Origin of the sequence: Turneriella parva DSM 21527 (assembly GCF_000266885.1) — a bacterium.
GTDB classification, from domain to species: domain Bacteria; phylum Spirochaetota; class Leptospiria; order Turneriellales; family Turneriellaceae; genus Turneriella; species Turneriella parva.
The window spans coordinates 176,950-190,558 of record NC_018020.1 but is presented as its reverse complement, the minus strand read 5'-3'; the positions used below and the strand labels follow the sequence as shown (position 1 = coordinate 190,558).

Here is a 13,609-nt window from a genome sequence, read left to right as displayed (position 1 = left end):
GCGAACTGGCTTGCCTGTCGCAGACACGCAAACCAGTTCGCGCGTACTCATTATTGCAGGCGAAGAATCGGGTGATCTGCTTGCCTCAGCGATCGTACGCGAGGTATTAAAGAAGAAAAAAGTAAATCTCTGGGGCTGTGGTGGCCGTAGGCTGCGCGAGGCGGGTGTCGATGTGCGCGTCACTTCTGAAGAGTTGTCGACGGTCGGCTTTTTCGAAGCGGCCAAAAACTACCGGCGGCTCACCAAAATTATGGATCGTCTCGTTGAAGAGGCGGTCTCGAACGGCACGACCGAAGCGTGGCTGGTTGATTTTCCGGGGTTTAATATCATGATTGCTGCCAAGCTCAAAGAAAAGGGCATCAAATGCACCATGATTGTGTCACCCACCGTCTGGGCATGGAAATACAAGCGTATCTTCAAAATACGCGACCGTTTTGAGCGTGTGCTCTGCCTGTACGATTTCGAACCTGAAATTTACAATAAGATCGGCGTCGAGGCGCACTATATCGGGCACCCGCTGACGACCGAAACTGCAGATTTCAAGAAACGAATTTTGCGTGACGGTAACCCGCTCATGAAAGTGCCGCAACTCCGTAATGTGTTCAAAGAAAAACGCCCGATTATCGCGATCATGCCCGGGTCAAGACCTGCCGAAATTGAGCACCACACCAGCCGCATTCTCGACGGGGTGCGGCTTTTTCAGAAGAAACACCCGGGTTACGTATTTGTTATACCGGCGGCCAATGAGAATATACATGCGCAGCTCTCGAAATATAACCTGCCTCCTGATACGTACCTCGTCGAATATGGGGCGCCCTATGTATTAAATCTGGCGAGCGCTGCGATTGCGTGCTCTGGCACCGTAACCCTCGAGTGTGCGCTCTTTGGCGTACCGCACCTGATTCTTTATAGATCCTCCTGGATGTCTTATACAATCTTCAAGGGTGTTGTGCGCATACCTTATATCGGTATGGTGAATGTGCTTGCCGGAAAATTCATAGTACAAGAGTTTTTGCAGCACCGCCTCAAGGCGAAGCACATGGCAGACGAACTCGAGAAGATCTTGCAGAACACTGACTACCGCAAAACACAGCAGGGTGAACTTGCAAAAATTTCCAAACGCCTGACGGCATACGAGCCTGCAAAGCAGGCGGCGAAGATTCTTATTGATAGAATTTGATGCCTGTGGCATCAAATTCTACTAAAAAAAGCTAAGTCTCGCCTCATAACCGCCCGAAGATTGAAGTATGAAAGCCTCACTTCTGTTTATTGCCATGTTTGCGCTCATCGCCTGCCGCGCACCGCAGGCGCGTACCAACCCCAATGACCCTGCTGTAACCGGCGTCGCCAACCGCGGTGAAGACCCTGTTCTGCAAGACGGCACAATGGGCGAAGAAAAAACACCTGCGCTGACAGCAGAAGGTTATGCTGCATGGTACGGCAAAGAGCTGCAGGGCAGGCCGACGGCGAGCGGCGACCTGTTTGATATGAATAAGATGACCGCTGCACACCGCGATTACCCGATGAATTCACTCGTTCTCGTCAAGAACCTTGAAAACGGCAAGAAGGCGATGGTGAAAGTGAACGACCGCGGGCCCTACGTCGAAGGCCGCGTTATGGACGTGAGTTTTGCCGCCGCCCGCGAGCTCGGTTTTGCCGAGAAGGGAACAGCAAAAGTGCAGCTTGAGCTGGTGCAGGCCGGTGAGGACAACTTTATGGCGAAGTCACAAGGATGTGACGAGGCCGACGTTGGCAAGGACGGCATCTGTGCGTCGGCCAAGGCAGGTAAAGCTAAAAAATCAAAGAAGAAGCGTGAGGCTTCAGAAGAAATCATAGAACCTGCTGCCGACCTCGAGGCCGATGACGCTGCGGATGAAGAAGACGATACAAAAATCAAATCAGCCGGCTCAGGCAAAGAGAAAATCACGTTTCTCGATGGCAAAAAGCCAAAGGGTTTCACCGTACAGGTTGGCGCGTTCAAGAAAAAAGTAAACGCTGAGCGCCATCGCGATGAAATTCTCGAAGCGTATCCTCAAAAAGCATTTATCGCAACCAATGGAAAGTGGCACTTTGTCTGTCTCGGTGATTTCAAATCACGCAAACAAGCGAAGGATTTCTTAAAGAAACTCAGCGACGACGGTGTTGAGGTAATGTACCGCGGCAAAGTGGGCTAAGCGGTTCCTGAATGGAACCGCTTAGCAGGCGCACGGCCCCGAATAAAGCGCAAAGCAGCGAAGCGGCTCATGCCGCGTAGCGCTTTAGCAGGCGTTTGCGGAAGCAAATGCCGAGACTTTGCGCTTTTTCGGTAATCGGGCCGGAGCCTGTTTATCACAGTATTAGCCATATGACACAAAAAAAGGGCCGCATGGCCCTTTTTTTGTGTCTGAGGCTTTATTCAAATCTTGCCGATAATCAGTGAAGCCGGTTTGATTTATGCTGAAATGGCTCAAGAACACTGAGAAATCCTCATCTGTCGAGATCAAAGGTGAAGCACGCCCGCCGTGGATTCAGAAAATTCGCGTGCCCGTGCCTGACAAACCAGAACCTGAGCTGCAGTGGAAAAGTCGCCTCGCCGAAAAGCTCGGCGAAATGCGCCACACAGAAAGTGCACCAAAGCCGACGCGCGTGGCGCAGCTCGACGGCTATGCATTTCACATTGCGCCGCTCGATATCGCGGCCGCAAACATCATGCCCGAAACGACGGCTGAAGCAGACTTGCCCCGCACACCGGCGCACGATGACAGGCCGCCGCAGCGCGTCGCGGTCGGGCCGGTCGCAGCGCCGACGGAATATGCATACACGCTCGATGCGCCGCGACCCAAAGCGCAGCAGCCGGGCGAATATAACCTGTCTTATTCGACGCTAGACTATGCGGGCGGTGATGAGTTCGACCTTGAGCGCCTCTTTGATGCCGCCGATTTTGAAGTCTCCCGCCCATGGTCAGCGCCCGATGCCGCGATCGACGCACTCGACCCGCTGCTGCAGGGGGCACGTGTCGCTGTTGCACCGGCCGAAGACACTGCAGAAATTATCACCATGGATATTGCCGCTGACGGGCAAGACGAATCATTTGAAGAGTTGCTCGAAAAATCTGAACCCGTAGCACCGCCGGCGAAACCAGCTGCAAGCGCAGAAGCCGACGGTAAGGCCAGCGTGAGACTCAAAGCCGAAGCTCTCATAAAACGCGAGGCAGCGCCGAAGCCAATGCCCGCGGTAATCGATCGCGCTTCTGTCACCCCGCAGGTGCACGTGAGCCGCCAGCGCGAAATTCTGTTCCCTTTACTGAAGACGCAGCGCCACGCACTCGAGTTTTCTAACCCGGCAGAAGCGCAGAATGTCATTGCGAAACTCGAAGAGACGCTCGACCAGTTTTCGATCGAAGGGCGCGTCATCGGTATTCAGCGCGGGCCGATCATTACGCGCTACGAACTCAAGATGGCTGCCGGTATCAAGGTAAACCGCATTCTGGCGTTGACCGACGAACTCGCGATGGCGCTCGAGGCGATGCGTGTGCGCATCGAAGCCCCGATTCCCGGGCGATCAACCGTCGGTATTGAGATACCCAACAAGCAGCGCGTGAAAGTTTTGCTCGGCGATATTCTGAACGACATCGGCTATAAAGAATTCGGCGGCGAGTTGCCGTTACCCCTTGGCCGCGACATCGCGGGCAACCTTCTGCTTGAAGATCTGACGCGCATGCCGCACCTTTTGATTGCGGGCGCGACAGGTTCGGGCAAATCTGTTGCGGTGAATTCGTTCATCTCGAGTCTCATTCTGCACAAAACCCCCGAAGAGGTGAGGTTCTTGCTGGTTGACCCCAAGCTTGTCGAGCTTTCGGGGTATAACGACATACCGCATCTGTTGCACCCGGTGATTACCGAACCCAACAAGGCGATTCTCGCGCTGAACTGGGCCGTTGAAGAGATGGAGCGCCGCTACGAAGACCTGGCAGACATGAGTACGCGCGACATTCGTTCGTATAATGAGAAGGTGCGAACGCAGCGCGGCAAGAACAAGAATATCGGCGAAGAAACTCCGATTATGCCATACATCGTCGTGCTGATCGACGAGCTCGGCGACCTGATGATGGTGGCGGGTAAAGAAGTTGAATCTTCAATCATTCGCCTTGCGCAAAAGGCGCGGGCCGTGGGTATTCACTTGATTCTCGCAACACAGCGTCCGTCGGTTGACGTCATCACTGCGCTCATCAAAGCAAACTGCCCGGCGCGTATAGCGCTGCAGGTGGCGCAAAAAACCGACTCACGCACGATTCTCGATGGCAATGGCGCAGAGCAACTGTTGGGTCAGGGTGACATGCTATTCAGACATCCTTCAAAAGCGCAGCTGATACGCGCGCAGGTGCCGCTCATCGAAGACAATGAAGTTGAGGATGTAGTCGCGTACGCAAAGAAGCTCGCGAAGCCGGTTTATATTACCCTCGAAGACCCCAAAGGTAAAATGGGCGAACTTGAAGCCGGCGACGAAGAACTGTTTGAAGAGGCCTGGCAGATTATTGTCGAAAGCCAAAAGGCATCGGCGAGCTATCTGCAGCGTCGCCTGCGCATTGGTTACAACAAGGCAGCGCGTCTCATCGAAGCCTTCGAAGCGCGCGGCATGATCGGCCCACAGATTGGTTCTAAGCCACGAGAAATTATTGGCACAGGCCAAGGTGGGCCAGGCCGCGCGCTGTGACACCAAACGAGTGAAAATGTAGCGTCTGTGTCAACTCGCCCTAGCGAGTTGACACAGACGCTACAAATGTTAATAAGTCCCCATGATGAGCAGGCTACGGAACCTCTTCCGTAAGAACCCAGACAGAATACAGTACCGGCAAGAGTTTGTCGCCGATATGGATCGGCAGCTGAATGGCTTTGTGCGCATTGGTTCGGCGATCGCCATTTTTGCCTGGCTCGATTTTGCCTTTAATACCGATAAGAAGCTGCACCCTGAATTTCCCGAGCTGCTGTATTTTCGTTTAGGGCTGACGGGCATTGCGATTCTGGTCTTTTTGGCGACGTTTATACCGCAGCTCAGCAGGTTTGGGGCGCTCTCGATCAAGTTGCTCATTGGTTATGTCATTGTCGCTACCTCATTCTTCACCGGGCGCATCGCAGACGACCCGAACTATGTTTCGGGCCTGCAGATTGTGGTGATGATACCGATTGCAACGCCTGTCGCGTTTCGGCTTTTTCTGGCGCTCGAGACCATCTCGATTCTGACTTTCGTGATTTCGGTGCTCGTTCACAAACCAAATCTCTCTACCCCAGCGGCCGCGTATTCGATGAACAACCTGCTCATATCATATGTGATCGCAATCTCGTTTTCTTTTATGCTCGACCGCATTCGTTTCGGGTCGTTTATGAAAACGAAAAAAATTGAACTCAAAAATATTGAAATTGAAGCCCAGATCAAGCGCATCAACGAACTCAAGACCCAGCAAGACGGCGATTATTTTCTCACTTCGCAGCTGCTGCATCCCCTGGCGCTCAACGAGGCCGTGCCATCGCGAATTCGCGTCGAGTTTTTGACCGAACAGAAGAAGAAGTTTCAGTTCAGGCAATGGCATTCTGAAATCGGCGGCGACATCAGCTCGTCGAACAGCGTGATTCTGCGCAACAAACGTTATGTTGCCTTTATGAACGGTGATGCGATGGGCAAGTCGATTCAGGGGGCAGGTGGCGCCCTGGTGCTCGGCACGGTCTTTAAGTCGTTCTTGCACCGTACGCAAAACGATGAGATGAGCCGCTTTGTATTTCCCGAGCAGTGGCTGCGCGATTGCTACGAAGAATTAGACCATGTGATGATCTCTTTTGACGGCCGCATGCTGGTTTCAGCCGTGATTGGGCTGATCGACGAAGACAGCGGTTTGCTGTATTACATTAACGCTGAGCACCCGTGGATCGTCGTGCTGCGAAACGGCGAAGCGTCTTTTATTGAAGAAGAAATGACGCTCAGAAAACTGGGAATGCCCGAAAACGAAGAGCTGTTCAGAGTGAAGACGTACCGCCTGCAGCAGGGTGATGTGATCTTTGCTGGTTCAGACGGTCGCGACGACATCTCGATGGGGCGCGACGAAATGGGCAACTCGATGATTAATTCTGATGAAACGCTGTTTTTGCGTACCATCGAAAAAGCGAATGGCGATCTGCACGAAATTCGCCGCCAGCTGCAAGAGCGCGGCGATATAACCGATGACCTGTCGCTGATTCGCATTACGTACGACGGCACAGGCCATGAACCCATCACGAAATCAGATCTTTCGGTGATTCGGCGTTATGCGCAGAACAAAGATTACGAGGGGGCTGCGCAAGAGCTCGATAAGCTGTACGCTGAAAATCCGCATGACCCCAAAATCGTTTATGAACTAGCGCTTCTGAATTCGCGGTTGAAGCACTTCGCCAAAGCAGCAGCTCTGGGCGAAGAGTATTGCAACTATGACCCGTCAGATCTCGGCATGATCTACCTGACTTCGCGGGCATTGAAGTATTGCGCGAACGGCGACAAGAGCCTGCTGAAGCGTGCGGCCGATTATGGCGAAAGGTTGATTCTGCGCGAACCGATGAGTTTTCATGGCATCGTGAATCTCTCTGATATCTATCGCCGCCTGGAAAAAAAAGACAAGGCAGCATTGCTATTCAAGAAAGCGCAGGCTTTTGACCCTGAAAATCGGGCCGTCAAACGGCTTGAAGGTCTGCTAACAGGTTCTTGAAAAACAACCGCTCGGGCAATTAGCCAGGTTTTCTGCGGTTGTTCGATGCATCGAGTATACGCGCCTTCGTGAGCATCTCATAGAACAGATCCATTCCCTTTTGAACCGGGTCGTCTTCTGGGGTTATTTGCACTAACCCTTCGTATTCGAGGTTCAGCAGTCCATACATCCAGGCCCAGAGTGTGCGGGCAATTTCCAGCGAGTTCACGCTTTGGTTCAGAAATTCACCCTCTTTTGTGCTTTTGCGTATCGCGTGCAGAAATACTCGAAACGAAGGTTGAACATAGCGGATTTTTTTACATATAGCCGGCGTTCGCCGTTGCTGAACATGAGCCGATGCAGCTCACGGTGGTGGGTGCCGAACGCCCAATAGGCGTGCGCTATTTCGCTGAGCTTCTGATGAAGATCAGTATGTTTGGCTTCAGCCTCGCGAAGGCGTCGTGTCAGATCGGCTTCACCCTGGCTGATCAGCGCCTGCAGAATCTCTGACTGGTTTTTGAAATGCACATAAGGGTTCGCCAGAGAACATCCGCTTTTGGTCGCAAGGCGCCTCGGTTTACGTGCCCACAAAGACCGCATTGCAAAGCCACGCCGCGCGCGCCGAAGAGATGAAACAACTCATCAACCTCTGGATGGCGGCAAACGGCTATACGAAGGTCAATCTCATGGGGCATTCACAGGGTGGCCTCGATGCACGCTATATGGTTGCAAATCTGGGCATGGCATCGAAAGTACGTGTTCTCACGTCGATTGCAACCCCTCACCGCGGTGCACCGATGGCTGACATCGTCTTGAACGTGATTCCCTCGTGGTTGCAGCCGCACGCAGTTGCAGCGGTCGGGTACCTGAGTGGCATTTTGCTCTATGGCAACACGAAGCAAGATCTGGCAGCTTCGCTGAAAGACCTGACAATAGCGGGTTCGGCGGCATTCAACACCCTGCTATGGGCCGGATCTGCCCGATTACCGACATCGGCGCGCTCTTTTATGGTCAAGGCACGCAGTTAGATTGTATGGTGCCTGTCTCATCGGCAAAATGGGGCACATACAAGGGTACACCTTCAGTTCCGCTGTACTCAACCGGTGTCGACCACCTGCAAAGCGCCAACAATGTTCTGGGAAATTGGTTCGATCTGAATGGTTTCTACCTCGACATGGCAAAAAACGCGATGGCGAATCAATAGATAGCCGAGTTTTCCACGCAAAACAGGCCGGCTAGCCGGCCTGTTTTTGTTTGACGTTAGCTTCTGCAAACAAAGGATTATCAATATGAACAAACGCAATGTACTGCTGGCAGCACCGATTCTGTTATTGTTCTTTCTGCTCGCGTGGTTCTTGTGGCCTGAATCAGAAGAAGACAAGAAGATCAAGGCGCTCAAAACACAGGCCTTGCGCGCGGCGCAGGCTGCAAACCCGGCATCGGGTGAATACCGGCAGTTCGCCGCCGATAGCAAATCACTCTTTACCGAAGAAAATATGTATACCTATGCGCAGCTGATTGAAATGGCCCGCACCGGGCGCATTTCGCTTATTGCAGAACTTTGGAAACTGCGCCAGAAATGCGACAGCCGTGGCGCCACCGAACCCACAAAAGAGCAGGCCAGCGAAGCTGCACCAGCGCCGAAAATGAACGCCGAAGAATGCAATCTGCGAATCGAAGCCTTTATACGCGAGCAGTATCCTGCGCCAGATAATGAGAAGCTGCTGAAGCTCTTTCGCGACTATTTGCGGTACGAAGACACAATGCGGCGATTTATCCTGCCCGAAAATCTGAGTGTCGAAGAGCGGCAGCAGCAGATTAAGAAAAAGCGGCGAGAAATATTCTCTGAGAGCGACGCGCAGCTCGTATTTGGGTATGAAGAAGCGCGCACCGACACGCAAGAGGCACTCGCAGAGTTTATTAAAAGCTCGGCAGCATTGCCTGCGAACGAGCGCGTGCAGAAATATTTTGACCTGAGAAAAAAATCGCTGGGTGATTACAATGCGGCCTACACAGAATCTGAGCCGGCGTACACGCGCTACGAAACCGAGCTTATGCTGCGCGGCGATGAAATGCAGCGAAAAAATTCGGCCGCCGTGGAAACACAGCAGATGCGTGAAAAGTATTTCGGGCGTGATGCTGCGCGGCGTATGGCACAGGTTGACAAAGAAGTACAGCAAGAGCGGCAGCGAATCGAGGCGTATGAGGCTGCGGCTCAGAAGTTCAATCAGCAAAATGCCTCGCTGTCTGAGGTAGAGCGCAAGACAAAACTCTCAGAACTGCGCGTTTCACTGCTCGGCAAAGACGAAGCCGAAGCCTACGAGCGCCGCATGCAATACGAAGAGTATCTTCGCACGAATAACCTGAAATAAGTTTGTCCGGCCTGCGTAATTATTACTGCCGGCAGGCGCTTTTTGCGATAGGGCACGCCGTGTGCCTGCTGCTCGCTCTCTCACCGTTCGATATCTGGCCGCTCGGGTTTGCAGCACCTGCACTGATGTTCTTAGCCAGTGACGGGCAGCGCGGGGCCCGGCCTTTGCAGATCTTGGCCGCGTCTCTGATGTTTTCACTCGCGACAACCGCAATCACCTTTGGCTGGATAGCGGGTACAATATGGCGGTACACGGGGCAGAATCTTTTTCTGGCATCTCTGTTGGCGATGGTGTATGCCATCGTGTTTCAGCTGAAGTTTCCTCTGGTGTTTTTTGCTCTGCGCTCCCTGCGCTTAACTCTGCGACAGGGCGCAGCGCCGCTCGTGGCCACGGCCTCGGTTGTCGCAATTGCCGATGCGCTCGCGCCAGAGCTTTTTCCCTGGTCGTGGGGTAACGGCATCGCGGGCGAACCTCATCTAAGGCAGATTGCGGCGATCGGTTCTGTATACCTTGTGGGCTTTTTCGCAGTGTTGGTTGCGGCAGTTCTGCTCGCTCCGTTACTGCGCAGGCGTAGCGACTCGCAATCTGCGTTCAACCTGGGCCCGGCTTTGCTGATCGCCGCGCTGATTCTCTGTGCGCTGTTGTTTCGCTACTGGCCTGACACTGCGCCCTCGTCGCCGCCGCTACGGGTGGCAATAGCCCAGACGAGTATCGGGCCGGCACCTGCCGCCAAGAGCAGCGATGAAAATTTCGCCCGCGAGGCAATAAACCGGCTGTTTGCGCAGTCTGTCGACGCCTTACAGCTGCATGCGCCGCTCGACCTGATTCTTTGGCCAGAAGCATCGATGCCGTTTCACAGCGCATCGCCCAGTGTTGCAAACCGAAATATCTATTCGGTCACTTTCGACGGGGCGCTCGAATATCTTCGCAGGCGTGCGCAGGTCGCCGTTATCTACCATGATATGCATAAAGAAAGCAATGCTTTGAGATCGCGCTTTGCTGCACGCGGCGCTGATGTTCCCGAGGCGCAGTATTTCAAAAAGCGCCTTGTTCCCTGGGGCGAATACCTGCCGTTCGGCGCCCGGCGGTGGTTTCCCGAGGCGGGCAATTTTACACCCGGCTCGTTGCGACCGCAGGCGCTTGAATTGCCGCTTGTTGCCCAGCGCGAGCATCTCACCTATACGCAAATTCAGGGCGAACTTTCTCTGGTACAACAGCCCGCTGTGCTGCGACAGAACTTTGATCTCGGCAAGACAGCGCGCGTTTTGCAGGTTCAACCATTGCTCTGCTACGAGGCCCTGTACCCTTCAGATGCGCAGACACAGACAGCGGACGTGATTATTAATCTTGCAAGCGACGCATGGTTTGGCGATGGTTTTGAGGGCGCCCAGCATGCTTCGGCGACGGTGCTGCGCGCGGTTGAAAACGGCAGACCGATGCTCAGGGCGGCGATGAGCGGCATCAGTTTTGCGGTCGATAACCGCGGCGAGAACCTCGTGGCGCGCACCGGACAGGGCAGGCCAGAAACTCTGTTTGCAGAGATTCCGCTGACAACGCGCAGAACCCCATTCTCAGTTCTGGGGATGATTAGTTTTTATGCGCTCATGTTCGCTGCGTCATGGCCGTGGCTGCTCTCGCGCCTTACAGCTTCTCGTATTCGAGAAAATAAATGAGTGCACCTTCGTTACGGTGCAGGGTCTCGAAAAAGCTGCGCGGTCTGCCCGCAATATCGCTGACTGCCAGGTAAGCCCCGTGAATATTCTTCAGGCGGGGTTCACCTTCGAAGGCCTGCATCGCTTCGCGCGAATAGGCATAGTTGTCGGTGGCAAAGGTGATTCTGCCGCGCTCTGCAGCTATGCGAACCAGTTCGCCCACGAAATCAGACGAGATAAAGCGGTGTTTATGGTGGCGCGCCTTAGGCCACGGGTCAGGAAAATTTATCGTGATCGAATCGAATTGCGACGTGTCGAAGACTCCCGCAAAGAACCAGGCGACGTCGAGCACCAGATAGCGAATATTCGCGATACCCGCTCGCTTCTGGTCTTTGCCCGACGTGATGACACGCGCAAGTTTTTTTTCAACCGCAATGTGCATCGTTTCAGGTGCCTGCACGGCGAGCGCGCGGGTAAATTCACCCCAGCCGCAGCCAATTTCAAGGGCAAACCTATCAAAACCGGCAAACGCATGGCGTACGTTTAAGGGAAAATGATCGCGTTCGAACGGGAGTGCGAATTCGCCGGCACGTTTCGCTTTTTTCGCGAGAATTGCCGAGAGTTTGGCCTGCAAGGCCAAACTGCCAGCCTCAAGCTTCATGCTGCTTCGGCGACGTATTCAACTGTCACAATCGAACCCACCGTGCTTGAACCCGGAGTGCGGGCTGTCGAACCGTCGGTTTCGTGAAAGGCGATGTCGAGCTTTCTCACGAGGTTAGAAATAATGCGCAGGCCCCTGCCGAACCGCAGGTGTTCAATGAGTGAACCGTTCAGCGGAATCAAAGCTTTGCGTGCCTCACGGTATTCTTTGAGGCTGCGCAGAAAGCTGCCGAGATCTTCACCCCTGGGTATTTCTTCGAACACATCAGAAAGTTTGAAGCCGCCGCCATAGTCGAGTACGCTGAGGCTAAAAACGCCATTTTGCATCGTCCATTTGAGCACGATGTTTTCGGCACCGTTGCGGGCGTAACTCGCGAGAATCGCATTCGCCACCAGTTCATCGGCGACGAGGGCAAGTTCAAATACGCTCTGTTCAGACAGGTCAAACATGCCGGCGACCGATTCTATGTACCCGCGCACGTGGGCAACGGCAGACAGGTCTGCGGGAATAAAGCACACACCGCGCTCGAAACGGGTCTTGCCTGCCAGCCGTTGGTCTTGTGCGGCCCAGTCACAAAACAGTATCTGCGTTTTTGTGGCGGGAGAATTTGTCGCAAATTCTTGCACGGTCAATATGATATTCACGAGGCCTTCTTGAGGGCAACCATTTTTGAGAGACGCTCTGTTACGCGCCCTTTGCCCAGCAGGTTCAGATAAACCGGCAGTTCGAGCCCTTCGAGCCGGCCTGTTGAAGCGAGCCTGACACCCATGAAGAGCGGCTTGCCTTTAAGTCCCGTCTCTTTGCCGACGGCATTAATCGCATCTTTTATAGCATTCTGTTCCAGTGTATCTGTTGCATCGCCCATCTGCTCTATTTGACGTAGCATTGCCCCGGCGAGCGACGAAAAATTTTCTGCTGCAAAGTACTCTGATGAGACATAATTCTCTAACACCGGGTTAAAGGGCAGGTAGAAGTCTGCCAGGTACTGCTTAATCTGCCCGAGCGTATCGAGATAAACCCTGAGCGAAAGCAAAATGCCGCGCAGACGTTCATTATCCGCATTGCACTCGCCAGAAGGCACAACACCGGTCGCCGCGACGAAGGGCAGAATTTCGGCGATGAAATCATCGTCGGGAGTCGCACGTATGTGCTGGTTCGAAAGCCAGTTCAGTTTCGATTTGGGAAAAAGATAAGTCTCGAGCTCAGATATTGAAACCTGCGCCAGATCGACTTCTGCCGCTTTGGCGAGGTCGAATACATCAAACATCGCCGGCGATTTGCTGCAACGGGCAACGTCAAAGATCGATTTCTGTTCGGCGATCGACATGTACTCTCGGCCGTCGGGCGACGACCAGCCCAATAATGCCATATAGTTATTGAATGCGCGCGCCGTGTAACCGAGGTCGCGAAAAGCGGTGATGGGAGTTGCCCCGTGACGCTTCGAAAGCTTTTTGTGGTCTGAGCCGACGATTTCACTGACATGCGCCCATGCGGGTACCTTCCAGCCGAAGGCTTCGTAGATCAGAACCTGGCGCGGGGTGTTTGAAAGATGGCCAACGCCGCGAATTACGTGCGTGATGTCCATAAGATGATCGTCGACGACGACCGCATAGTTGTACGAAGCAAAGCCGTCAGATTTGACGATGATGAAGTCGCCAATGAGCGCCGTATCGAAGCGTACGGTCCCCTGAACCATGTCTTCGACAACAACCTCTTTCGAAGGCGTGCGAAATCTCAAGGTGTGCGCAAGCCCCTGCGCCTTTTTCTCAGCCACTTCGTCTGGGGTTAACGCACGGCATTTGCCGTCATAGACATAGGGCAGGCCCATGGCTTCACGCTGTTTCTTCTTGCGATCGAGTTCATCTCCCGTGCAGAAGCACGGGTACGCCTTTTTTTCAGCGACGAGTTTTTCGCCGTATTCTTTGTAGATATGCAGGCGCTCAGATTGTTTGTACGGGCCGTGCGGGCCGCCGACCTCGGGGCCTTCGTCCCATTCATAACCGAGCCATTTCAGCGAGTCGATTACCTGGTGGTAGCTCTGTTCGGTCGAGCGCGCCTGGTCGGTATCTTCAATGCGCAGAATAAATTTTCCCTTTTGCGACCGAGCATAGAGATAGTTAAAAAGTGCGGTGCGCGCGCCACCGACATGCAGGTAACCTGTGGGTGAGGGTGCGAAACGGGTGCGGATTTCAGACATATATGTTTATGGTTTCAGTTTTTCAGACGGCTCGTGATG

General features: G+C 53.7%; 13 protein-coding genes. 9 read left to right on the top strand and 4 right to left on the bottom strand.

Features of this window, described 5'->3' with window-relative positions; translation table 11 throughout:
• The first annotated feature begins 10 nt into the window (after window positions 1-10).
• The 4 genes from lpxB to TURPA_RS00880 all read left to right on the top strand — a co-directional run bounded on the left by lpxB (window position 11) and on the right by TURPA_RS00880 (window position 6,709).
• On the top strand, window positions 11-1,180 hold the full coding sequence (gene lpxB, locus TURPA_RS00895) for a lipid-A-disaccharide synthase (protein WP_014801396.1): 1,170 nt from the start codon (window positions 11-13) through the stop codon (window positions 1,178-1,180).
• Window positions 1,181-1,247: 67 nt separating this feature from the next.
• Window positions 1,248-2,174, top strand: coding sequence for a septal ring lytic transglycosylase RlpA family protein (locus tag TURPA_RS21180; RefSeq protein WP_014801395.1), 927 nt, complete (start codon window positions 1,248-1,250; stop codon window positions 2,172-2,174).
• A 259-nt stretch (window positions 2,175-2,433) separates the two neighbouring features.
• The gene (locus tag TURPA_RS21175) at window positions 2,434-4,692 is read left to right on the top strand and encodes a DNA translocase FtsK (protein ID WP_014801394.1); all 2,259 of its coding nucleotides are present in this window, start codon (window positions 2,434-2,436) and stop codon (window positions 4,690-4,692) included.
• Window positions 4,693-4,774: 82 nt separating this feature from the next.
• The gene (locus tag TURPA_RS00880) at window positions 4,775-6,709 is read left to right on the top strand and encodes a PP2C family protein-serine/threonine phosphatase (RefSeq protein ID WP_014801393.1); all 1,935 of its coding nucleotides are present in this window, start codon (window positions 4,775-4,777) and stop codon (window positions 6,707-6,709) included.
• A gap of 19 nt (window positions 6,710-6,728) precedes the next feature.
• On the opposite strand, the gene TURPA_RS23255 is transcribed toward TURPA_RS00880, so the two are convergent.
• Window positions 6,729-6,917, bottom strand: a complete 189-nt coding sequence (locus TURPA_RS23255; protein WP_157210343.1) for a hypothetical protein — start codon at window positions 6,915-6,917, stop codon at window positions 6,729-6,731.
• A gap of 128 nt (window positions 6,918-7,045) precedes the next feature.
• Here TURPA_RS23255 and TURPA_RS23250 point away from each other — a divergent pair, with 128 nt between their 5' ends.
• The 5 genes from TURPA_RS23250 (at window position 7,046) to lnt (ending at window position 10,733) form a co-directional block, all read left to right on the top strand.
• Complete coding sequence (locus TURPA_RS23250; RefSeq protein ID WP_157210342.1) at window positions 7,046-7,198, top strand: hypothetical protein; 153 nt, start codon at window positions 7,046-7,048, stop codon at window positions 7,196-7,198.
• A gap of 71 nt (window positions 7,199-7,269) precedes the next feature.
• Window positions 7,270-7,716 (top strand): esterase/lipase family protein, encoded by a 447-nt coding sequence (locus TURPA_RS00870; RefSeq protein WP_157210341.1) that lies wholly within the window; start codon window positions 7,270-7,272, stop codon window positions 7,714-7,716.
• 5 nt (window positions 7,717-7,721) lie between these two features.
• Window positions 7,722-7,892, top strand: coding sequence for a hypothetical protein (locus TURPA_RS23245; protein ID WP_169314387.1), 171 nt, complete (start codon window positions 7,722-7,724; stop codon window positions 7,890-7,892).
• 85 nt (window positions 7,893-7,977) lie between these two features.
• Window positions 7,978-9,060 carry a lipase secretion chaperone gene (locus tag TURPA_RS00865; RefSeq protein ID WP_014801392.1) on the top strand — a complete coding sequence of 361 codons (1,083 nt, stop codon included), beginning with the start codon at window positions 7,978-7,980 and terminating at the stop codon, window positions 9,058-9,060.
• A 59-nt stretch (window positions 9,061-9,119) separates the two neighbouring features.
• On the top strand, window positions 9,120-10,733 hold the full coding sequence (gene lnt / locus TURPA_RS00860; protein ID WP_014801391.1) for an apolipoprotein N-acyltransferase: 1,614 nt from the start codon (window positions 9,120-9,122) through the stop codon (window positions 10,731-10,733).
• Here the strand turns inward: lnt and trmB are convergent.
• From trmB to gltX, 3 genes are read right to left on the bottom strand one after another with little or no spacing between them, the layout of a single operon-like run.
• Window positions 10,702-11,373 carry a tRNA (guanine(46)-N(7))-methyltransferase TrmB gene (gene trmB / locus TURPA_RS00855; RefSeq protein WP_014801390.1) on the bottom strand — a complete coding sequence of 224 codons (672 nt, stop codon included), beginning with the start codon at window positions 11,371-11,373 and terminating at the stop codon, window positions 10,702-10,704. The genes lnt and trmB overlap by 32 nt on opposite strands.
• On the bottom strand, window positions 11,370-12,017 hold the full coding sequence (locus TURPA_RS00850) for an ATP-binding protein (protein WP_014801389.1): 648 nt from the start codon (window positions 12,015-12,017) through the stop codon (window positions 11,370-11,372). Before TURPA_RS00850 ends, trmB begins: the two co-directional genes overlap by 4 nt.
• On the bottom strand, window positions 12,014-13,570 hold the full coding sequence (gene gltX, locus TURPA_RS00845; protein WP_014801388.1) for a glutamate--tRNA ligase: 1,557 nt from the start codon (window positions 13,568-13,570) through the stop codon (window positions 12,014-12,016). Before gltX ends, TURPA_RS00850 begins: the two co-directional genes overlap by 4 nt.
• Between the last annotated feature and the right edge of the window lie 39 nt (window positions 13,571-13,609).

Bases quoted from the DNA above. Each gene is read 5' to 3' on its own strand.
- TURPA_RS21180 (WP_014801395.1), top strand. From the start codon at position 1,248: ATGAAAGCCTCACTTCTGTTTATTGCCATGTTTGCGCTCATCGCCTGC.
- TURPA_RS21175 (WP_014801394.1), top strand. From the start codon at position 2,434: ATGCTGAAATGGCTCAAGAACACTGAGAAATCCTCATCTGTCGAGATC.
- TURPA_RS00880 (WP_014801393.1), top strand. From the start codon at position 4,775: ATGATGAGCAGGCTACGGAACCTCTTCCGTAAGAACCCAGACAGAATA.
- TURPA_RS23250 (WP_157210342.1), top strand. From the start codon at position 7,046: ATGCAGCTCACGGTGGTGGGTGCCGAACGCCCAATAGGCGTGCGCTAT.
- TURPA_RS23245 (WP_169314387.1), top strand. From the start codon at position 7,722: ATGGTGCCTGTCTCATCGGCAAAATGGGGCACATACAAGGGTACACCT.
- TURPA_RS00865 (WP_014801392.1), top strand. From the start codon at position 7,978: ATGAACAAACGCAATGTACTGCTGGCAGCACCGATTCTGTTATTGTTC.
- trmB (WP_014801390.1), bottom strand. From the start codon at position 11,373: ATGAAGCTTGAGGCTGGCAGTTTGGCCTTGCAGGCCAAACTCTCGGCA.
- gltX (WP_014801388.1), bottom strand. From the start codon at position 13,570: ATGTCTGAAATCCGCACCCGTTTCGCACCCTCACCCACAGGTTACCTG.